General features: G+C 38.2%; 20 protein-coding genes. 19 read left to right on the top strand and 1 reads right to left on the bottom strand.

Annotated elements, in window-relative coordinates:
* Positions 1–72: 72 nt before the first annotated feature.
* From FRZ67_RS02145 to FRZ67_RS02065, 17 genes are all read left to right on the top strand, one after another.
* Positions 73–504: a helix-turn-helix domain-containing protein gene (locus tag FRZ67_RS02145; protein ID WP_225975480.1), complete on the top strand. Its 432-nt coding sequence runs from the start codon at positions 73–75 to the stop codon at positions 502–504.
* Positions 501–1,604: a site-specific integrase gene (locus FRZ67_RS02140; RefSeq protein WP_147187963.1), complete on the top strand. Its 1,104-nt coding sequence runs from the start codon at positions 501–503 to the stop codon at positions 1,602–1,604. Before FRZ67_RS02145 ends, FRZ67_RS02140 begins: the two co-directional genes overlap by 4 nt.
* 1 nt (position 1,605) lies before the next feature.
* A complete protein-coding gene (locus FRZ67_RS02135) occupies positions 1,606–3,111 on the top strand; it encodes a DUF6617 family protein (RefSeq protein WP_147187962.1) in 1,506 nt (501 codons plus the stop codon).
* 96 nt (positions 3,112–3,207) lie between these two features.
* Positions 3,208–3,510 carry a helix-turn-helix domain-containing protein gene (locus tag FRZ67_RS02130; protein WP_147187961.1) on the top strand — a complete coding sequence of 101 codons (303 nt, stop codon included), beginning with the start codon at positions 3,208–3,210 and terminating at the stop codon, positions 3,508–3,510.
* Positions 3,511–3,512: 2 nt separating this feature from the next.
* On the top strand, positions 3,513–3,788 hold the full coding sequence (locus FRZ67_RS02125; RefSeq protein ID WP_147187960.1) for a helix-turn-helix domain-containing protein: 276 nt from the start codon (positions 3,513–3,515) through the stop codon (positions 3,786–3,788).
* Positions 3,789–3,828: 40 nt separating this feature from the next.
* Complete coding sequence (locus FRZ67_RS02120) at positions 3,829–6,066, top strand: DUF3987 domain-containing protein (RefSeq protein ID WP_147187959.1); 2,238 nt, start codon at positions 3,829–3,831, stop codon at positions 6,064–6,066.
* A gap of 122 nt (positions 6,067–6,188) precedes the next feature.
* Positions 6,189–6,491: a helix-turn-helix domain-containing protein gene (locus FRZ67_RS02115; RefSeq protein WP_147187958.1), complete on the top strand. Its 303-nt coding sequence runs from the start codon at positions 6,189–6,191 to the stop codon at positions 6,489–6,491.
* Complete coding sequence (locus FRZ67_RS02110; protein WP_147187957.1) at positions 6,491–9,568, top strand: Eco57I restriction-modification methylase domain-containing protein; 3,078 nt, start codon at positions 6,491–6,493, stop codon at positions 9,566–9,568. The genes FRZ67_RS02115 and FRZ67_RS02110 overlap by 1 nt, the downstream gene beginning before the upstream one ends.
* Before the next feature lie 4 nt (positions 9,569–9,572).
* Positions 9,573–11,447 (top strand): HsdM family class I SAM-dependent methyltransferase, encoded by a 1,875-nt coding sequence (locus FRZ67_RS02105; RefSeq protein ID WP_147187956.1) that lies wholly within the window; start codon positions 9,573–9,575, stop codon positions 11,445–11,447.
* A 5-nt stretch (positions 11,448–11,452) separates the two neighbouring features.
* On the top strand, positions 11,453–13,531 hold the full coding sequence (locus FRZ67_RS02100; protein WP_147187955.1) for a Piwi domain-containing protein: 2,079 nt from the start codon (positions 11,453–11,455) through the stop codon (positions 13,529–13,531).
* A 10-nt stretch (positions 13,532–13,541) separates the two neighbouring features.
* On the top strand, positions 13,542–14,021 hold the full coding sequence (locus FRZ67_RS02095) for a hypothetical protein (protein ID WP_147187954.1): 480 nt from the start codon (positions 13,542–13,544) through the stop codon (positions 14,019–14,021).
* Positions 14,022–14,545: 524 nt separating this feature from the next.
* Positions 14,546–14,923, top strand: coding sequence for an ArsR/SmtB family transcription factor (locus FRZ67_RS02090; RefSeq protein ID WP_147187953.1), 378 nt, complete (start codon positions 14,546–14,548; stop codon positions 14,921–14,923).
* Positions 14,920–16,197 carry a mercuric transport protein MerTP gene (gene merTP, locus FRZ67_RS02085; protein ID WP_147187952.1) on the top strand — a complete coding sequence of 426 codons (1,278 nt, stop codon included), beginning with the start codon at positions 14,920–14,922 and terminating at the stop codon, positions 16,195–16,197. The genes FRZ67_RS02090 and merTP overlap by 4 nt, the downstream gene beginning before the upstream one ends.
* Positions 16,198–16,200: 3 nt before the next feature.
* Positions 16,201–16,416, top strand: coding sequence for a GDCCVxC domain-containing (seleno)protein (locus FRZ67_RS23840; protein ID WP_147187951.1), 216 nt, complete (start codon positions 16,201–16,203; stop codon positions 16,414–16,416).
* A gap of 9 nt (positions 16,417–16,425) precedes the next feature.
* Positions 16,426–16,971, top strand: a complete 546-nt coding sequence (locus FRZ67_RS02075) for a hypothetical protein (protein WP_147187950.1) — start codon at positions 16,426–16,428, stop codon at positions 16,969–16,971.
* Positions 16,968–17,300: a hypothetical protein gene (locus FRZ67_RS02070; protein ID WP_147187949.1), complete on the top strand. Its 333-nt coding sequence runs from the start codon at positions 16,968–16,970 to the stop codon at positions 17,298–17,300. Before FRZ67_RS02075 ends, FRZ67_RS02070 begins: the two co-directional genes overlap by 4 nt.
* Positions 17,297–17,707, top strand: coding sequence for a VOC family protein (locus tag FRZ67_RS02065; RefSeq protein WP_147187948.1), 411 nt, complete (start codon positions 17,297–17,299; stop codon positions 17,705–17,707). The genes FRZ67_RS02070 and FRZ67_RS02065 overlap by 4 nt, the downstream gene beginning before the upstream one ends.
* A gap of 1,444 nt (positions 17,708–19,151) precedes the next feature.
* On the opposite strand, the gene FRZ67_RS02060 is transcribed toward FRZ67_RS02065, so the two are convergent.
* Positions 19,152–19,958 carry a hypothetical protein gene (locus tag FRZ67_RS02060; RefSeq protein WP_147187947.1) on the bottom strand — a complete coding sequence of 269 codons (807 nt, stop codon included), beginning with the start codon at positions 19,956–19,958 and terminating at the stop codon, positions 19,152–19,154.
* Between the two features lie 95 nt (positions 19,959–20,053).
* Here FRZ67_RS02060 and FRZ67_RS02055 point away from each other — a divergent pair, with 95 nt between their 5' ends.
* Positions 20,054–20,545: a thermonuclease family protein gene (locus FRZ67_RS02055; protein ID WP_147187946.1), complete on the top strand. Its 492-nt coding sequence runs from the start codon at positions 20,054–20,056 to the stop codon at positions 20,543–20,545.
* Positions 20,546–20,757: 212 nt separating this feature from the next.
* Positions 20,758–22,782 carry a M13 family metallopeptidase gene (locus FRZ67_RS02050; protein ID WP_147187945.1) on the top strand — a complete coding sequence of 675 codons (2,025 nt, stop codon included), beginning with the start codon at positions 20,758–20,760 and terminating at the stop codon, positions 22,780–22,782.
* Positions 22,783–22,999 lie beyond the last annotated feature (217 nt).

Below are 22,999 nucleotides of genomic sequence, written 5' to 3'. Positions count from 1 at the left end.
TGTTTTTTACCTATCTTAGTTGCCTGATTGTTGCCCAAAGTAGTAAAGTTTGTTGCCCAGCAACAAATGAGGATGAAAGGAGAAAAGATGCTACATCCTGCTACATACTGCAACAACCAGCTACACAAGGCAACAAAAATGAGTAGTAACATTCGTTTAGAAAAAACCTGCAACTTCTGCGGTAATCACTTCACCGCAAAGACTACTGTTACACAGTTTTGCTCTGATAACTGTGCTAAAAGAGCATACAAACAACGTAAGAGATCAGCGAAGATTGAAACAGCTATCCAGGAAGAAAAGCAAAAAGTTACTGCCTCATTCAATCCGGTTGTAGTTCAAAAAGATTTCCTAAGCATAGATGAAACCTGCCAGCTTTTGGGTGCAAGCCGTTGGACCATTTACCGGCTCATTGATAAAGGACAATTGAAAGCAGGTAAGTTAGGAAGCCGCACAATTATTTCTCGGGTCGCAATTGATAACCTTTTTAATACTTCAGTCGTATGAATGTAACGCTTAGACAACGTCAGAAAGGCGACAAAATCAGCCTTTATCTTGACTACTACGAAGATGGTAAACGCAAGTATGAGTATTTAAAAATGTACTTGTTTCCTACACCTGAAAAGGGCAAGCTCACTAAAGAGCAGAAAAAACACAATGATGATACTTTGGCTTTAGCCGAAGCCATCAAGTCTAAGCGGCATGTTCAAATCAAGAACGAAGAATTTGGTTTCAGAGATACCGAAAAAGTGAAAGGCAGTTTTCTTGCTTACTTTGAAATGCTTACAGAAAAGAGAAAGGATAGTGAAGGCAATTGGGGCAACTGGAGCAGCACATTAAAGCACCTGCAAGAGTTTGCAAAGTTTGATATTACTTTCAAGGAGATAGATAAAACTTGGCTGGAAGATTTCAAATACTATTTGAAGCACACAGCCAGAACCAAAAACAAAAAGCCTCTATTACAAAACTCTCAATCTTCTTACTATAGCAAAGTAACAGCGGCTTTGAAAGAAGCTGTGAAAGCTGGCATCATTCTAACTAATCCGGCTAACCAGGTTGATTGCATAAAGCCTGATGATCCTAACAGAGAGTTTCTAACTTTTGAAGAACTGCAAGCCGCAGCCAAAATAGAATGTGAGCTTCCAATACTTAAACAGGCTTTTATTTTTTCAGCACTAACCGGGTTAAGATGGTCGGATATAAAAAAACTGGTTTGGTCAGAAATACAAAGCTCCGGTGATAGCAATTACATAAGGTTCAGGCAGAAGAAAACCAAAGGTGCAGAAACATTGCCCATATCAAAACAGGCTTTTGATTTATTAGGTGAAAGAGGCAAGCCGGAAGAAGAAATTTTTGAAGATTTAAAGTACAGTGCCTGGAATAACTTAAAGCTAAGGGAATGGGTGATGAAAGCAGGCATTACAAAGCATGTTACCTTCCATTGTGCAAGGCATACTTATGCTACATTGCAATTGAATTTGGGTACTGATATTTACACAGTCTCAAAAATGTTAGGGCACAGGCATTTAAAAACAACAGAGGTTTATGCAAAAGTGATTGATAAGAGGAAGCAGGAAGCAGCAAACCGTATTCAATTAGAACTATAGAATGGAGCTACCTGTATTTGATAACATAATCTTTGGAACATTGCAACCGTGGCAGGTCGTAAATCAGAATGAACAAACATTCTACGACCTGCTTCGTACTTGTAAGAGCGACATACCTAAAACGGTGCAGGACCTGAATAAAAAGTTACAATGCCTGCTTAGAGATCAGCCCAACTTATACAAGGCAACAACCGGCAACAATTCAGATCCCTTGCCCGAGCCATTTTATCAAATAGCATTGCCCAGGCATTTCAATGCAACAACAGAATTTTATTCATTGCTCATGCAATGCACAGCTTTGCAGTTTATGTACGAGCTGACTAATTCAATTCAGCAAACAACCCACGACACAGAAGCCTACTACATCATAAATTCAACCTTAGAAAAAATAAAATACCTGGCTGCTGGTGCAGCAAGTGAACTGCAGCGACAAACTTTAACTGACACTCCAAACTACCAGACTGCAAACAGTCTTTCGGCAGATGAAACAGTGAAGCGAAATACTCACTTCATTTTGTATTCCGCAAAGCAGGTTACAACGAGAATATTTTTTGAAGTACAGGAAAGGTTTAAGAGCCATGTTAGAGCAGTTGAAACCGAAGAACAGTTTTACCTGCACACAATTAAAGAAACTGCACCGGCACAAACTGTTTTAACCCCGACCCTTGCTTATTATTCCTGGCAAGTGGAGCAGCTAATAAACAGCAACGATTTTTCTTTAGACGATGCCAAAAGTTTGCTAACACAACTTTATGCATTCACACAAACTGACCCTCAGTTAAAAATTATTCAAACAGCTTTAGAAAATTTCATTTTCTCCAATTTATTTGAAATTCAGGTGGACGGCAACAACGTTGCAGACTTTGCCAAAACTGAAACAACGAACGCTTTGTTTAAGGAAGTGAAAGAAGATACAGAGAAACTAATTGCACGGCTTGACAAAGGTTACAAACGATTAGAAGTAATAACGGCAGCTTTAGACAAAATAACTGTTGTTCCTGAACAGGACACACAATCTGCATTAGCGAAGCTGCATAAATGGCTACAGCAACAACAAGCAGTATTAGCAGCGATGCTAAACGAAAAGTTTCCTGTTGATACAGATGAACCAGAAACAGAAGAAGCAAAGAAAGCTCCGAAAATTTCATTCGGCTTTACTGGCAAGGAAGACAAGCTAAAGAATGTAATCATTGAGCTTTGCAACAAAGTTGAACTGCTTAATGAAGACAAGACCAAACCAACAGAGTTGCTTTCGTTTCTTATGAACAAAGACATTAAGCCAGGCATTACACCCATCTATCTGAATTGTGAAACGGTGCAATTCCGCTACATAGTAGACAAACTAAAAAATTACTTCTCAAATCTTACTCCAACGGAGATACAGAAAACGGAATGCTTCTACTCCAAAAAAGCCAATCTTATAAAGGCTCAAAACCTTTACTCCAACAAAATAGGTGCTCCCAAAGACCAGTCAACAATTGACAACATTATTAATCAACTGCAATAAAAAACAGTGAGTTCAATGAGATAACTCAATGAGTTCTCATTGTCTCATCCTTTCCGCTTTGGCATTGAAAGAGGTTTGTTCTCAAATCTCATAAAGATGTCAAACGAAACATTAATTCTCGAAAAGCTCTCACAGATAGAGCAAAAATTACAGGAGCAAAACATCCTGCAAAAAGCAGTATTAAATCTCAATGAAGCTGCCACTTACTTAGAAGTAAGTCCTTCCCACCTGTACAAACTAACCAGTACAAGACAGATCCCACATTTCTGCCCACAGGGTAAGAAACTCTATTTCAACAGAACCGAGCTGGATGCCTGGTTACAAAGAAACCGGCAGACCACTAACGAAGAAATAGAGAAACAGGCAACCAATTATGTGATCAAAAAAGGGAGGGCTTAATCATGGCACAAATCATTTTTTCAGAAGAAGCCTATCAGGAAATAGTACGACGCCTTACAAGGTTGGAAGCAATGCTAAAGCTAAAGCAGGGAGACCCGGAAGATGTGTTTGTAGATAATCAGGAGTTCTTGCAGATCATGAATGTCAGCAAGCGAACAGCCCAGGCATGGAGAGATCAAAAAGTAATTGCTTTCTCACAGGTCGGTAACAAAATCTATTACCGGATGGGCGACATAATGAAGCTCTTGGAGAAGAACCGGATAGAAGCAAATCAATAAGGGTTCAACAAATTCTGGTCACAATTTCAACGCTTAGAAAATGGCATCAGCTACAATATTTAAAGGGTTCAATAATCCTGTAGAAAATACATCACTCATCATACTTACCAAGCAGATAAAAGAAGGTAAGTTCAAAGAAGAAGTAGAAAGAGTTACTGCTTTAGCACAACACGGCAATAAAGATGAAGCCGACAAGCTCAAAAAGCAACTATTGGCTTTCACTCCATCCGGCACTTTTGAAGGTGGCAGAAAAATGGAGTTCCTAATACAGTACAGCCAATTCATAATACTTGACCTGGACAAACTTACACCGGAACAATTGCAGGCTGCTTTTGACAAAGCCGCTGCAAATCCTTACACCTTTTGCTGCTTTCGCAGCCCAAGCGGTAACGGTTTAAAAATTCTCATTGAAGTAACCAGCACACAGGAACACCATGAGCAGGCATACAAGCAGGTTGCGGACCATTACGAGCTACAAACAGGCTTACCCATTGACCGTTCAGGCAAGGACATTACACGGCTTTGCTTCGTCTCTTATGATCCACAAGCCTACCGCACAATCAACAACGAAAAATTTCCGGTAATCATTAACGGTACAGTGCAAAAAGAAAGTCAGGAGCCAACACCTGCAAAGCAGGTTGTTGCCACACCTGAAGAAGCAAACGAGTTTGCTTTAGCCTTTGAAATGCAAATCAATTTCACCAATCAAAAATCAGAGTATGGACCAAACAATCGCAACAATTACATTTATCTTCTGGCATCTAATTGTAACCGTGCCGGTATTCCCGAGCAGGACACTTTGCAACTTTGTTTGCAAAGGTTTGATCTCGATGCTAAAGAAGTAACTACTTCGGTTCGCAGTGCCTACAACTACCACACGAACGAGTTTGCAAAGTTTGCAAACGTTGCAAAGCTGCAAACAGACAAAGAGCAAAACACGGAAGACTATTTAAAAAACACCCCTTCTATTCCCGCAGAATTATACAACCAAATGCCTGAAATACTAAAGCAGGGTGCTTTAGCATTTATGGATGAAAGAGAAAGAGACGTTTTCCTAACAGGAGCTTTGGGTATCCTTAGCGGATGCCTGCCAAACGTAAAAGGCATCTATGCACAACAGGAAGTTTTTCCAAACCTGTTCACCTTCGCTATCGCTCCGGCTGCAAGTGGAAAGGGAGCTTTGAAGTTTGCAAAGCAACTGGCAGACGAATACCACACACAGGTTTTAAATGCAAGTAAAGAAGCAGATGCACTTTACCAGCAACAGGAAGCAGCCCACAAACAGGCATTGCGAAATTGCAAGAGAGGTGAAACAGTAAATGAAGAACTACCTGTAAAACCTGCTTTCAAAGTGGTTTACATTCCTGCCAATACCAGCTATGCTAAAATCCTTTCTCATCTTGAACAGAATGAAGGCACAGGCATTATTTGCGAAACCGAGGCAGACACATTAGGTAATGTGTTCAAACAGGAATGGGGTTCTTATTCCGACATGCTTCGCAAGTCTTTTCACCACGAAAGGCTTTCCAGCAGTCGCAAAACAAACAACGAGTTTACAGAAGTAAACAACCCTTGCCTTTCAATTGCATTGTCAGGCACACCCAACCAGGTAACAGGATTAATTGCTTCAGCCGAAGACGGTTTATTCAGCCGCTTTCTTTTCTATGCTTTCAAAGTAGAACAGCTTTGGAAAGATGTTTCGCCTTACGGCTCACATGTAAATCTTACAGATCATTTCAGAAACTTATCATTGCAGGTTTACAGTCTGGTTAAGTTCTTAAAAATGGGTGAGACTAATGTAACCTTATCTAAAAGTCAATGGCAGCAACTAAACCAATGTTGCACTACATGGCTACAGGACATAACCACATTCACCAGCGAAGATGCAGCCAGTATTGTAAAACGCTTAGGGCTTATCCTGTATCGCATGGCTATGCTGTTTACAGCCGTAAGAAAATTTGAAAATGCAGAGGCAGCAGAGCAGGTACAATGCACAGATACAGACTTTGATACAGCATTGCGGTTAACAGAAATTTTCATGCAGCACAGCATCTTAATGTTCAATAATCTGCCCAAGCAGCAAAACGCTACGGTTTTTCAAACCGGCGACAACAAACGCAAATTCTTTGAAGCCCTGCCAAAAGAATTTACCAGGGCAGAGGCAGTAGAATTAGGCAAGCAACACAAACTTTCTCCCCGGTCGGTTGACGACCTCCTGCACAATGCCACTCCGGGCATTCTTACCAAACTAAAGGCAGGTCATTATCAGAAGATATAGTTTGCAGACTTTGCAGGCTTTGCAATTTGCACAACTTGTGAATAATTTCTTTTCTCTTATTTGTTCTTACTAAATTTCTTAGGTTTACATTTGTCAATATTTGACAAGTCAAATCCAACAAAGTGAACTATTTTGGTGTCAGAATTAAGCAGTTGAGAGAAGAAAGAGGCTTGCTACAGAAGCATATAGCTTCTAAGTTAGACATTGATACCCCAATGCTTAGTAAAATTGAACGAGGGGAGCGGAGGGCAAAAAAGGAGCAAATTTTTGTTCTTGCGGATATTTTGAAAGTCCTCCCCACCGATTTATTGACCTTATGGTTAGCAGACCAGGTTTATGAAATAGTGAAGGATGAGGATGTTGCATTAAAGGCAATACAAGTTGCAGAAGAAGAAGTAAGGTATCATTCAAAAAAGAAAAATTAATGACTTCAGCTGAAAGACTGGAAACTTTAAAAAAATTAGTTTCTGAATACAAAGTATTCAAGGAAGCTGGGAAACTGGACTTGACTTCAGAAGAAACTATACGTACATGGCTGAACCCTTTATTACAAATTTTTAATTGGGATGTTAGGGATACTTCACAAATTCTGCAAGAGAAAGTTTTATCCAAAGAGGAAAAAGAAAAGCTGAAAGAAATTGGCTCGCAAAATACCCGTCCCGATTATACTTTCAAATTAGCCAAACAAAAACTTACTTTTCTTGATGCAAAAGATATTTCTGTAAATATTAAAGATGATGGGGTTGCTGCTTTTCAAATTAAATCTTACGGCTGGTCAATCATAGCGCCGTGTGCATTTATATCAAACTTTGAAGAATTTGCAATTTATGATTGTACGTATGTACCAGAGCAGGGACAAGACCCGGTTTTAGGTAGAGTATATCTTACAATAGATGAATACATCGAGAAGTTTGATTTGCTGGAAACTCATCTCCTAAAAGAGAACATCTATTCCGGTAAACTGAATGAATTATATTCTTCAACTCTTTCTGATAATAAACTTGTTGTAAAAATTTCACCTGACCTAAAATTTGCACAGCAACTTTCAGATTTCCGGTTAAAATTAGCAGATAACATACTAAACAACAATAAAGACTATATACAGGATAACTCTGAAAATCTTAGTTACATTGTTCAAGTAATAATTAATAGAATACTTTTTGTTCGTGTCTGTGAAGCAAGGAAAATAGAAGAAGAAGGGCTTCTACTTTCCTTTAAAGAAGCCGGTTTTTGGGAACAGTTTAAAAACTCATCTTATTTCAATTTTTATGACCACTACGATGGTCCTTTATTCGAGAGAATAGATAGCATACACAGTATTATTATAGATGACAATGTTTTTGACAGCCTTTTGATTTACTTGTATTATCCATCTCCTTATCGTTTTGATGTAATACCGACAAAACTTCTTAGTGATATTTATGAAATCTTCTTGTCAAGAAAATTGTTAATTGAAAACGATGAAGTAAAAGATGAGATCAAAAGCGAATATTCCAAAACTAAGGGAGCAGTAAGTACACCTCAATTTATAGTTCAGGAAGTTATTCAAAAAACCATTCATAGGGATGTGATCATTGCCAATGGTATAGAAAATATCCTAAGTATAAAGGTGCTTGATATTGCTTGTGGAAGTGGCGTTTTTGCAATCGAAACATACGATTACCTTGAAGAGCTTTTTAAGGATCTGTATATTTCTACAGGTAATGCAGACTTCAGTAAATATTTTATCGAAACCAATTCAGAAACCGTTCTCAACTTATTAGGCAAAAAAGCAATAATAGAAAATTGCATTTTCGGAGTGGATATTGATCCCGAAGCTGTGGAAGTAACAAAAATGTCTTTGTCACTTAAAATTGTTGATGCAGCAGAATATGCGGAAGCCTATAATGAGATAGGTATTTTTGGTAGCAAAATTCTTAATGGTATAGGCAACAACATACGGTGCGGTAATTCTCTTGTTGAAAATGATATTCTTGAAATGTACCCTGCTCTTGAAGATGATGAAGAAGAGCTCTTGAAAACAAATATTTTTGACTGGTCAGAAGAACATGGTTTCAAAGAGATATTTGAGGATCATGAAGGGTTCGATTATATAGTTGGTAATCCACCTTACGTAGAGGTGAAGAACTATAATGTTGAGCTACCTCACATGCACGCATATATCAAAGACAAGTTCGCTTCCTCTCAAAATGGCAAAATTGATTTGGCTATTCCTTTCATTGAAAAAGCACTTACCTTATTAAATCCAGCTGGCAGATTAGGTTTTGTAATTCAAAAACGTTTTTTCAAAACTGATTACGGTAAAAAAATCAGGGAAATAATTTCCAATGGTAAACTGCTATCGTTGATTTCTGACTTTGAAACAACTACAATCTTCAAAGACCGGATAACCTATGTTGCAATACTTATTCTGGATAAAACAGGTCCTGAAGATTTCAAATACAAGTTGTATAAAAACAAGCTGGAAACACTTGCCTCTGAAGTCCGAGAAACTGCGATAAGTCAATATGTCGATCTACCAGCAAGTACTATTTCTGCTAATCCGTGGAGCTTTGATGATACAGAATTGATTGCAATTAAATCAAGGTTGCTGGCATTAGGTACGTTAGGCAATTATGCAAAGGTTAGAGTAGGTGTACAGGTATTATGGGACCGAGCTTACCACATTCGGGCACTCTCGATTAAGAAAGGAATAATAAGTGGGAAAACACATCTTGAAAAAGCTTTTGAAATTGAAGTAGATGCTTGTCGTCCACTTATTGCAAACGAAAACTTCTATCCTTACAAAGTCGCTGATCCCGACTTATTTGTCATTTTCCCTTACGATGTAGAAGATGGTGAGGTAACCGCAATAAAATTCAGCGAGTTTAAGAAAAGGTATCCATTAGCTGGCGCATATCTTACGAGGAATAAGAAGACAATACAAGAGAACGTCGAACATTATAATGACGATGAGTATTGGCACTTATATACCAGGGCAAACAATCACGGAGCAACTTACGCAAAAGTCTTAGTGCCAATGACATCATTGGACACATTTGCATCCGTAACATTCTCTGATAAGATTTACTGTGATAATGCGAATATGTTTTTCATTGATATTCCTAACAAGGAAGAAGTCTATCTATATGCGTTATCAGCGGTAATTAATTCAACAGTTTATTCTGTCTTAGCACGTTCAATTGCTAATCCTCAACAGAGTGGTTATTTTAAGTTTAATAAGCAATTTCTTGAACCAGTTCCTTTTCCAGCGGAAACATTTAGAGATAACGAGGCTCTGATTAATGAAGTTGCGGCAATTGCGAAAAAAATAGAGACTGCACAAAATAAATATTTAGGTGGCTCGCCATTGCAGCAAAGAACCTATGGTAAAGCACTAACGAAGCTGTGGAGCGATTTAGATAACAAAGTGTTTGAGATGTACGGGTTATCAGATGATGACATAAATTTCTTTCGGGCAAAAGGTAGAAGTGTAAACAGAATAGATATTCTAAAAGGTTAATGAAATGAATAATCAATTCAAAAAGATAATGCAGGCTTATAAAGAGGATGAATTACTCTTTAACAGGATTATCGTTTCTTCTTTTGTAAAAGCTAATAAATTAGTTGTTACAAATAATAAGCTAATAAAGTCTCTTCTTTTGAAGGAAGGGAACAGTGCCACGTTGTTGCCTGAAACAAATTTTAAGTTTGGCTTTGATGAATTGATTGAAGCATTTGAATTAGCAATTCCTAACGAAGACAAAGTAATTAATGGAGCAGTTTATACGCCAAACTATATCAAAAACTTTATAATAAAAAAATGCATCTCAAAAATTAAAAAGCCATTAAATAACTGTTTGGTAGCTGACATATCTTGTGGTTGTGGCGCATTCCTATATACCTATGCCCTTCACTTACATGAAGAAAGAGGAAAACTTTATTCTGAAATATTTCGTGACAATATTTATGGGTTAGATATTAGCAAACATAGCATTGAACGAACTGAAATATTATTGTCATTGTTAGCAATATCTTCTGGTGAGGATGAAAAAAGTTATCAGTTCAATTTATTTGCGGTCAATGCACTGGATTTTGATTGGTATAAATCTTCATCAAGAATAAAAGCTAATGAAGGTTTTGATTTAATCATTGGCAATCCACCTTATGTCCGTTCAAAAAATATAGACGAGCCGTCAAGAGTTTTATTATCAAAATGGTCAGTTACTAATTCAGGCAACACAGATTTGTATATCCCCTTTTTTGAAATTGGTTTAAACCTTTTGAATAAGCAAGGAGTTTTAGGTTATATCACAGTTAATTCATTCTTTAAAAGTGTAAATGCTCGCCTTCTTAGAAAATATTTTCAGGATAACCGATTTGGTCTTACAATCATAGACTTTGGAGATGAGAAAATCTTTGGCAATAAGTCAACATACAGTTGCATTTGTATTGTTACGAAAGAAGAGAGTTCTTCCGTCTTATTTATTAAGCAGAAAAGTATTGATTTAAATAATCCAATCTCTAACTACAATTCTATCCCTTACATAACCTTAAATTCAAAAAAGGGATGGTTACTAAACGATAAGAAAATAGTTGAGAACATTAAGAAGATTGAAGGTTGTGGTAGTCCTTTAGGTGAGCTGTATAAGATCAGAAACGGTATCGCCACTTTGAGCAATGATATATACATATTCAAACCCATAGCTGAAGATGAAAACTATTTTTACTTACTTCAAGATGAGAAAAAATTTAAGATAGAAAAAGCTATTTGTAGAGACATCATCAAACCCAATATTCTAAAATTTGAGCATGAAATACCCACAGTAAAAGAAAAACTTATTTACCCTTATACAAATGGTATTTCACCATTTTCCCTTATGCCTGAAAAGATATTGTCGAAGAGCTTTCCTAAAACATTCAAATATCTTTCAGAAAATCGAGAAACCTTAGAAAAAAGAGATAAGGGTGAAGGTGAATACCCAGCCTGGTATGCCTTCGGCAGGACACAAGCACTGACGGATAAAGGGTTTAAATTGCTTTTTCCTTATATGGCGAAGTTGCCTCATTTTGTTTTTACTGCCGATAAAAGTTTACTTATTTATTGCGGGTATGCCATTTTTGGAAGTTCAGCCGACGAACTAATGACGTTAAAGAAAATACTTCAATCGAGCATATTTCATTATTATATGCAGAATACAAGCAAGCCCTATTCAGCTGGTTACTTGTCGTATGCTAAGAATTATGTAAAAAACTTTGGTGTGTGTGAATTGAAGATTGAAGAGAAGAACTTTTTATTGAACGTTGAAAGTGTGAGAGAGGTTGATGAGTTTTTAATGGATAAATACAAGATAAATATCCCCAAAGACAAACTTATTAAATCTGTACCGTTAGAAATCTGATCAATATGTCTCAACAGTCGCTAATCTTAAACATCATTCCATTTCAACCTCCTATCCTGGAGAAAGAGTTTGCTTTTTATACAAAGAAACAAGATAGCTTTTGCCCCATTCACGTTGATGATCTGCAAGGTCTAATTGAAGGCTTAGTTGATACACAGGACTTAGATTTTGAACAATGGCTTTACACAGACTTTCAGGAGCCAAGAGAGGATGCAATAATAATATCGGTAAACCTCCAGGAGAGCATACACTTTGCAGCACACTATTACCGCTATCTGATAAGGCAACATTTCAAAGGCATAGCAGATGCCATGAGACCAAGTTTCACGAACGAAATTGAAGTTTGGTTTAAGCATTATTCGCAGCCAGATCCACGATATACTATTTACAATCTTTTTACCTTAAAAATTCAGCACCACAGAATTACCAACGGTCCTGAAATGATAGTTTCTTATGACGGCACAACCAAAGTGCTCAACATGAGTTTAGCAGAGTTAGGCAGCATTGACACAACACAACTAAACTGGATAAAAGCAGATAAGGAACTGCATAAATACAAATACTTGCCACTTGACTACAAGCAACACCTGGACAAGCTGCATATTGTTTTAACCAACACCTTAAAGCCTGCCTTTGATATTGCATTCGACATTCCAAGCACCGGCAACAGATACCCGAAATATTGGGAACTGCTTAATGATTTTTACAAGAAGTATCTGAACACGGCACACTTTAAAAATGTGATACCGCTTTGCAACAATGGCTTTCATTTCGTACCGGAAGACAAAGTTCAAATGACCTTACCCGGCTCAAATGATTTGTTATTTGGCTTAGACAGGTTAGGCACGGAACCTAAGACCGACATGAAGCGGAAAGGACCGTACAAGCCAACAGCAGCAAATAATGTTCGTTTTATTTTCATTTATCAGCAATCAGATAAGAATGGTGCAGTAGCAAGGCTTTACAACTATTTCAAGAACGGCATGAAAGCAAAAGACCAGCAAGGCAATGAGTACACAGCTTTCCCGCCAATACACGATTTCATAAAACAACCATTATTATTTGATGATGGTGCAGGCATAGCTTTTCAAAACATTACAACTGCAGTTCAGGAAGTACAAAAGGGAGTGAAGAATTTGCAGAAGAAGCCAGGCATTCAATACATTGCTATTTATGTTACACCGGTAAGCAGGTTTGTAGATGATGAAGAACAAAAGAAAGTTTACTTCCGCATAAAGGAAATACTGTTGCAGGAAGGCATAACCTCACAGGTTGTTTACAAAGACAATATTTCAAAAGATGCTTTTAAATACTACCTGCCAAATATTGAGATAGCAATACTGGCAAAGCTGGGCGGCATTCCGTGGAGATTGAACCGTATCAAGTCAGATGAACTCATTGTGGGCATTGGTGCATTTTATTCAGTAACCCGTAAGACAAGGTATGTAGGAAGTGCATTTTGCTTCAACAATGAAGGAGTATTTGAAGGCTTCGACTGCTTTACCGCAGATGATACAAAAATGCTTGCAGGTTCTATAAGAGTTGCAGTAAGCAAATATGTAGTTGACCACTACACAACAAAAAGGCTCATCATTCACTTTTACAAAGACATAAGCAAAAAGGAAATACAGCCGATTGTTGACACGTTGCACACATTAGGTTTATCAATACCAGTAATCGTTGTTACCATCAATAAAACAGAAAGCAAAGAGTTATTGGCATTCGATACAAAGAACCAAAACCTAATGCCTTACAGTGGTACTATTTTAAAAGTTGGTAAGAAAGAATATTTGTTATTCAACAACACACGCTACAATCCAACATCACAGGTAACAGCAAAGGAATATCACTTTCCTGTAAAGGTCTCATTTGCGGCAACAAAACCTGAATTATTGGAGGACGAAAACCTGATAACTGAATTGATGGATCAGGTTTACCAGTTCAGCAGAATGTATTGGAAAAGTGTAAGCCAGCAAAACCTGCCGGTTACAATAAAATACCCTGAAATGGTTGCACAGATTTACCCACACTTTGAAAGCAATACCTTACCAGAGTTCGCAAGAAAAAACCTTTGGTTTTTATAAATCGATGCACATGGCAAACTATTGGAACATACCAGGAGTGCCACATAAGGGTTGGGAATATGAAACCATTATAGACTTGCGGGAAGAAGGTGAAGAATACGAAACTTGCATGATGTGCGGCAAAGAAGAGATACGCTATGTTCATATCCTATCACATGATGAAGTTGCAGAAACTTACAGGGTAGGATGTGTTTGTGCAGAGAAAATGACAGGCGATTATGTTAATCCAAAAGAAAGGCAACGTCAATTAGAAAATAAAGCCAAACGTAAAGAGAATTGGAAGTACAAAGATTGGAAGCAAAGCCAGAAAGGCAACGACTATTACAAGTTTGAAGAACATCTGTTGGTAATCTTCCGTGATAAAAAAACAAACAAATTCAAGTACACAATTGATGGCAATTTTGGTTTGAACTCATATCAATACCTAAGTGAAGCAAAAGAAGCAATCTTTAATAAGATAGAAGAAATGAAAGAGCACGGAGATTGGTAAGAACTAATTGTGATTAGAGCACAGGAGCAAAAATAAAATCTTCCGCAAAGTTAATTGCCGCCCCGGCAGTAGTACAAAGCCAAACATAACTAAAGCCGAGCAGCCAAAAGACTACGGCATAAACACAGCCCCACCACACAAAGCCATCATTTATTCCGTTTCCTTTTGGCTTGGGAACGGCGGCAATTGTAGCATAGCATCATTTTATTTTTTCATCATTAAATCATGTGTTATGTCTACTATCAGCGTTTCTGTTCATCAACGTTCTTCCTCATTCAGCATTTTCCTTTGTGCTACTACTGCCAATGGTGTTGTGTTTCTTCCCATCACCTTGCAGCAGTTTAAGTCGCTGTTTGGTTCTTGCATTGGTTGTTCCATTCAGCCTGGGCAGCGTACTTATTATTTTCAGTGTTTGCCTTTTTAAGCCTTCGGGCTTTTTTTTTGCTTATCTCACCAGAGAGTTAAAGTAAGGCTAACCTTATTTAAGCATTTGCTTAAATAGTTATTTCTATTATCTTTGCCTCATGGACAATACCACTTGTATTAGACTGTTTGCAGATCACGAACAAATAAATAATTGCAAGAGCAAATTAAAAACAGCTCAAAAATCATTTTATCAGCTATCAAATATTTTGGCTTTAGCAGGCAATGAAGTCAGACTGAAAATGATTTATTTATTGGAAGAAGAAAGAGAGTTATGCCCTTGCGACCTTGCCGACATTTTAGGAATGAGTATTCCGGCAGTATCACAACATCTAAGAAAGTTAAAGGATGGCAATATTGTAGAAACACGAAAAGAAGGGCAAACAATTTACTATTCACTTACACAGGAAAATCTAAAGATTTTAAAGCCTTTCTTCAAACACATTAACGTACAAACTCAAAAACTGGAAACAGTATGATAAGTATAAAATCACCGGGCACTTATACAAGTGCGGGACTTCTTTCAGCATTCGCAGCTTCGCTTTGTTGCATTACACCTGTTATCGCTTTGCTTGCAGGAAGTAGCAGCATAGCTGCAAACTTTTCCTGGATAGAACCGGCAAGACCTTACCTAATAGGTTTATCAATTGCTGTACTTGCCTTTGCGTGGTATGTAAAATTGAAACCAACTAAAACTAATGATATGGATTGCAATTGCGAAACAACAAAGAAGGCTTCATTCTTTCAATCAAAAACATTTCTTGGAATAGTAACAGTGTTTGCTGTTCTAATGATGACATTCCCACTATATGCAAAAGTATTTTATCCCAAGCCTGAAGCACATGCTGCAACAGTTGCCCTTGTTGACAACAAACAACAGGTAAAGTTTGCCATACAAGGCATGACCTGCGAAGGTTGCGAAGAGCATGTAAACAATGAACTAACCAAAGTGAACGGCGTATTAGCTTATAAAACTTCTTATGCCAGCAGGAGCAGCTTAGTCACTTTTGATAAATCAAAAGTTGATGTAAAGACGATTGAAGCAGCCATTAACAAAACCGGTTACAAAGTAAAAAGCTATGATGTTATGAATGCATCCAATACAGCAGTCACATTTTATGAAGCTCCGTTAGTTTGTCATGCAGCACCCTCAATTGGTTGTGGCAGCAAAGCAAAATTTATGTTGGCTGATTTGGAAAAATATAATGATGCAGTAGAAGGAGCATGGTTAAATAAAAGGGGAACTATTGTAGCAGTAAAATGGAACACAAATACAGGTGAGGACAAAAAAACTGAAATCATAAAAACCGTTAGTACCTCTCATAGTGTTGAACTTTCAGAATTGTCTTCAACAGAAGCTAATGCCTATGCCAAATCATTTCCTAACGAAAGCCAATGGTTTAAAGGTAAAGAAGTGGACCAGTTAAGCAAGGAAGAAGCAGGCATCATTGCACAAAATACTATTGCCAGTTACAAGGCAAAAAAATTATTGAAGCCATCATTTGAAAAACAATTCCAGGCAGACATTGCTAAGATTTATGAAAATTTATTTCTTTCAATTTCATCCTACAAAGATTTAAATACTGAAACTTATAATAAGGTAGAAGATCAAATACAGCAAGCCGGTGAAAAATATGTAGGCAAAGGTAAAATGCCTCATGTTGAACTTTGTATAGCACCGGAAGCAAGTTGTGAAAAAGATAAATCATGTTCACAAGGAAGCGGTAAATCATGTTGCGATAAAGAACAATAAACTATGGCAAAAACAATAACACTACAATCAACAATCACTTGTCCTGAATGTGGCTTCCAGAAAGAAGAAACTATGCCTACAGATGCTTGTACATACTTTTACAAGTGTACAAATTGCGAAACATTAGTAAAACCAAAGCACGGTGACTGTTGTGTATTTTGTACTTATGGTACTGTTAAGTGTCCACCAATACAAGAAGGAGTTTCTTGCTGCTCCTAACAATAAATAATGTTGATAGATAAATATCTTCCAGCTTACCAGTTTAACGAGTTTCACTCTGTTGAATTAAATGGTTTTGTTGACGATATTTACCAGAAGATGTTACAATGTGATTTTAGCAACAGTTCATTGATAAAATTACTTTTCAGGATCAGAGGAATGTCAAAGGAGGTTTACTCAATTGAGCATCTTACCAAAATGGGTTTTATAAAACTCGATGAAGAACCAGGGAAGGAAATACTTTTCGGAATGGTTACCGATAACCCCATGTTCAATACTTGCCGCTCAAATGTTTCTTCAAAAGAGTTTATGCAAAAAGATGATGATGGAATAATAAAAGCAGTCATCAATTTTAAGCTCCATGATAAAAGCAATTCACAGCATATTATTTCTACAGAAACAAGAGTTTGGTGTGGCGGTAAACAATTGAAGTCACAGTTCAAAAAGTATTGGTTTTTTGTAAAACCATTTAGTCAGTTAATAAGAAGATCCATGCTGAAACAAATGAAGCAGCAGATACTTAACTCAACAACCGAACCTGTATGTACACCATGATCAGAATAATTTCTTACATCATTATTCTACTTGGCATAGTGCATATAAGTTTTGCTTTTCCGTTACACATGAACCCGGAAACACTCTGGTTTGTTGGTGCGGGAATGGCAATCATTTTTTCAGGATTACTTAATCTTGTAGCAATAGATAGAGGCGGTTCAAAATTTACAAAAGCAATAGCAATAATTGTAAATGCTTTCAACTGTACAATGTTTTGTTTTGCCTTACGAATACTAAATGAGCCACAGGTTTATGTAGGTATAACAATCTTCCTGATAGCTGCGATAGCTTTTATTATTGATTTAGTAAAAAACAAAAACAGCTTATGAGAATGCAAAAGACCATACCTGCACTACCTGTTCAAAGTGTGAAAAAATCATGTGAATATTATACAAAAAGGTTAGGCTTTACAATTCGCCATCAGGAAGAAACTTTTGCTATTGCAGTCCGTGATGAAATAGAAATACACTTATGGCAATCCTGCGATAAATCTTGGAAATGGAGAAGTGTGTTTTTAGTTCTAAGACCAATATGGACAGGTGCAGAAAGTTTTATCGCAGGCACAGCAAGTTGCAGAATAGAACTGCAAGGTGTAGATGAACTATACGAAGAATACAAAAAGCAAGGAGCATTGCACAGCCCTGATACTGTAGTTATAGAACAATATTGGGGACACAGGGAATTTGCTGCTGTAGATAATGAAAGAAACTTACTTACGTTTTATGAAGTAATGTGATTTTTTATGTTACCAGCTTCAGTACCTTGATTGAACTTTTGTTGTGTCACTCACTTTTACCTTTTGTAATTCTATTCGGCAATTTTGCTTCAGCCTACGGTAGCTATGCTAACACACAAAGCAATAAGATAGCAACCTTCGGCTTCCCACAGCAAGAGCCCTTCGTACCTCATGGCACTTGCTTTTTGCCAGGCTTCTTTTCAGCTTCAGTATAAATCCAGGCATCAGTAATTCTCACATCAGCACGACCCACGCTGCAAGGTAATAAGGTGTTCGTCATTTCGTCGTCCGCAAGCAGATGCGCCAAACCATTGCAGCATTGCCAATAGATCTGTTTATGTTCCTTTTAAGGTATTGGCAAAGCTGACAATGCCCTTCGGGTGCTCCGCTACGCTTCGCAGTTTGTCACACTTCTTGCAGTTCCTCCTCATTTCTCACGGCAGCTCCTGTGTCCTTCATGCCACTTCGTTCATTTCGTCCTTCGTTCCGCTACATTACACCACGTTTGCAGCTTGACCATTTGCTGCAAGGCATGGCACACTATGCCAAACACACAAGGCAAAGCACAAGTGATGCACATACCTTTTCGCAAACTAACGCTACAATACTCACTGGGTTCCATTCCGCTACACTACGTCCTCCATTCACTTCAGTCGCATTCAGTCCACCCGCTGCCAATAATTTTGCTCGCCTTGCTTGCCTGCCGCAGCTGCGGGTTTGTCATGGTTTTTGTCCTGCCGCACGAAGCCTTGACGAAAACAAAAACACACGCCAAACCCTTGCATTCTTAGTAGCTGTCTACCGCCGTTTCACGGCTCTGTAGCCACCACTGCGGCAGGCACTCGCAGCCACCTTCGTTCGTACCTCTCTACGGTGTCTTTTGACGGCTCGCTACGCTTCCACGCCTCACTGCGGACAAGTGTGCCGCAGGGCTTTAGCTTCTTTTTGCCGCAGGCGCTATTACCTTTCCTGCCAACGCACAGGGAATACAATTCAGCAGGAAGAAAAACAGCATCCGGTATTGAATGGATCTGCAAGCAAGGAAGGGAAGCAGGAAGAAATTATTTAGAACAATAAACCAATAAAAAAAGTCCAGCAAAGTTAGGTGGCTAACACAAAGCCCACTCACATAAAGACTGCAAGGAACTACGGCATAAACACAAAGCCATCGCACAAAACCCATCATTTATTCCGTTCCTCCTTGCAGTCTTTGCCACGCCACCAATGCCAGTGCTTTCTTTTTCTTTTTTTCGGTTTTTCTTTTTCTTTTAAAAATTATTGATAGAAGAAATGCAATAGGTTGAAGTGTCTCGTACATATCCCTACCATGAAGCAAGGATGAAAGCACCATGAAGCACCACATTAGAAAAAATAATGCAAACAGGTGGACAATAAAAAAGCCCTGCAAGAATGCAAGGCTGTTTCTGGTCGTAATATTTATCGCTTAGAAAATATCCGCAACTTTTAAAGCATTACCTGAGTTGAACAGATAATAATTAGGTCCTACTTTTTGATAGAACTCAATTCCGATACAGAATAGAACACTTGCATCAGCAGTAAGAGTAGGAGAGCCAGGGAGAGTAGCAGTTACAACAGTTGATGTTGCAATAGCTGCAGTTAAATCCAAATAACCGGAGTAAGCAACGTTTGAAAGCTCATTGTTTGCAGGATCAATTGGCTCATAAGTTCCTGTTTGATCGTTGTACTCAAAATCCGATACACAAGCCAGTGCAACCAACAAGCGAAAATGTGTAGAGCCTGCCGGAGCATTTACAAGGTTTGCCGGGTTGAAAGCTGGTACGGTTAAAGTACCTGCATCACGGGCAACACTGTTGCTTAATGTATAAGGTGCAGTGAAAACACCTTCAAGGCTGACGTTTTTATCAAAAGCAAAGCCTGTTAAATATTGCTTTTCCTGGGAGATCAAAATAGCACGATAACCCCTTGCTTCTGTTTGGTCTTCCAAATTGATTTTCTTAATAACCCCGGTAAGCCGTCCGGTCATTTGGGGATCACTCATTTGCTTAATCACCTGGCTTAAACCTACACGAATAGATTTTCCGGCAGTAGCACAACCGCCAAATTCATTCATGTTTTCACGAGTTCTTTCAAATTCAGGAGCAGTTAAAATCTGATCACCTGAAGGACCGCCGACCATGCCGGCGAAGTCGCCAGACAAGCCTTTAATTTTAAAATGCCTTACCCCGCCCATTGTGCCGGAGTATTTTACTAAACCTGTTTGCTTTGCCATTTTTTATAGAATTTAAAGAGTTTGTAAATCAAATTTTTCTTCTCAAATTTACACTGCAATACATTGATTTACAGTATAATAAACGAAGTAAACAAGTGCAAATCAAAGCATACGGACAGGCAATAATCAAAACACACCTCAAAATCACTAAAGTGGTTGATGGTGATGGGTTATGTGTGGTTGATATGTTCGGCAGGAAAGAAACAGAAATTCGCTTTCTTGGCATAGATGCCCCGGAAGTAAGAAGATCAAGAAAGCTGAAACAAGATGAAAGAGAAACGCATTTGCCTGGGCAATTGCTTTTAGAATTGGGGCAGGCATCAAAGCAATATCTTTCTTCAATTGCTCCGATAGGTACTTCAATAACTTTAGTAATGGAGAGGCAACACAGCGTTGATCTTTATGGAAGAACCTTAGCTTATGTGTTGTTGCCCGATGGAAGTTGCTTAAACGAGATGATGATTAATGAAGGTTATGCAAAGCCCTATGATAAATATTATTGCGAAGCATTGCCAGAGTATCAGAAAATAAATACATTTGCTAAAGCAGGGCAACGAGGTTTATATCAAACAGTTTCTGTCTTCTAACTTTGAAAACATTTTGTTCTTTTCTTCTCTTGTTTTTAAATTCATGTTGCCCATTTGTTGCCCAATCGCTGAAACCCCTTTATCTACAGCATTCTTTACTTTTTGTATCGGAAAGTAAATCCATAGCTTTCCCAACAACTTTTTGAACGGTATTTCTCATCATGCACAGATCATTATCTTTAACTGCTTATTTACTCACCTAAGATTTATGTATGAAAAAATTGCCATTACTAATTACAGCAGTCCTGTTCTTTACAGCTTGCACAAACAAACCGGAGAACAATAGTGAAACATCATTTGTAGCCATACAGGGCATAGATTCTACTCTAAAACCCGGCGATAATTTTTTCCGTTACGTAAATGGCAAATGGTACGACACTGCGCAAATACCACCGTCACAAGCAGGCGTGGGGACCTATATGTTCATGAATTACCCGCAGCGCATGCGTTTACAAAATATATTAGATAGCGTTTCAAAGGCAACTAACACCGCAGGCAGCATCGAACAAAAAGTGGGTGATTTTTATGCTTCCGGTATGGATACAGCTACCGTCAACAAACGTGGGTATGATCCTGTCAAACCTACACTGTCTGCTATTGGCAACATTACTGATGTTCCTTCTTTAATGAAATTTGTAGCTGCGGAAACAAGAGTTAACAATACATCTATCATAGCTTTTGGTGTAGGTCCGGATAATAAAAACAGCAGCATGAACATAGCACATGTTTCACAGACAGGTATTGGTTTGCCTGAGAGAGATTATTATTTCAACACAGATCCGCAAAGCATCGCCATACAGCAAGCGTATAAAAAATATTTGGCAACACTATTTCAACTCACAGGAAAAGATGCAGCAGTTGCAAATAAAAACGCAGCACTTGTATACAGTATCGATAAACAACTCGCTGCATCGCACAGAACAAATATTGAGCTACGCGATATAAATGCCAACTACAATAAAGTGGCTGTTGCAGAAATTGCAAAAAAGCAACCCAATATTGGATGGGCAACTTTTTTAGATAACCTCGGTGCCAAAACAGATTCTATTGATGTATCGCAACCTGCTTATTACGAGAAACTAAATACACTTTTAAAATCTGTTGCCATTAACGATTGGAAAGTTTATCTGGAAGCTTATTCTTTAAACAACTATGCAAGCGTGCTAAGTAAACCTTTTGTAGATGCGGCATTTGAATTTAACAAAGTAGTGTCCGGTCAGGCTATACAAAAATCACGTGGTGAGATCATGGCAAGTGTGGTTGACCAATCACTTGGTGAAGCGCTCGGTCAGTTGTATGTAAAGAGATATTTTTCAGAAAATGCCAAGAAGCGCATGTTCGAACTTGTAAATAATTTGCAGAAAGCATTCGAAACAAGAATAAATAATCTCGAGTGGATGAGTGACAGCACCAAACAAAAAGCAAAAGAAAAGTTATTCGCCATCACAAAAAAAATAGGATACCCTGATAAATGGAAAGACTATAGTAAAGTAAATATTGCACGCTCTACATATTTTGAAAACACCGTATCTGCTAACGCCAACAGTTATCAATATCAACTTGCAAAACTCAATAAGCCTGTTGATAAAACAGAATGGTTTACTACGCCACCAACCGTCACCGCCTATTATAATCCTTTCGCAAACGAAGTTGTTTTTCCTGCGGGTATTTTACAAACACCTTATTTCGATGATGCCGCAGACGATGCACTTAATTATGGTGGCATCGGCATGGTAATAGGTCATGAAATGACGCATGCCTTCGACGACCAGGGTGCACAATTTGATAAGAACGGAAACGTACAAAACTGGTGGACGAAAGACGACTACGCAAAGTTCAAAGCAAAAACACAACAGATAATTGATCTCTATAGTTCATTTACCGTACCCGATACATTGCATATAAAAGGTGCCATGACTGTTGGTGAAAACACTGCAGATGTTGGCGGCGTTGCCATTGCATACGATGCTTTTAAACTCACCAAACAAGGGCAGGATACTGCAACCATCGACGGCTTTACGCCAGACCAGCGTTTCTTCCTCTCCGTAGCACTTATCTGGCGTGTAAAGATGAAAGATGAGTTCCTGCGTTTATGGATCAACAATAACCCACACTCACCACCCATGTGGCGCGTAAACGGTCCGCTCATGAACTCAACACATTTCTACGATGCGTTCCATATACAACCCACAGATAAAATGTATCTGGCAGATTCTGCGCGGATAAAAATTTGGTAGGAGAATTTTTGTAGCCCCGCTACAATGCATGTGGCATCTTCGTTGTGTCACTCACTTGTACTGCAGACTATATGTCATCATAGCGAAGACAAAAGCCAGGTTGCTTTCAGTGAATACCAATTGCGAAGGAGCTTCTTCGTATAGTTACTATGCAAGCGCATTCTATGATAAAAACACATAACCAATGCTGCATACTTTTGCTGGTATCTGCTTAATG

The organism is Panacibacter ginsenosidivorans (assembly GCF_007971225.1).
GTDB lineage: Bacteria > Bacteroidota > Bacteroidia > Chitinophagales > Chitinophagaceae > Panacibacter > Panacibacter ginsenosidivorans.
This window is presented reverse-complemented; position numbering and strand designations above follow the sequence as displayed.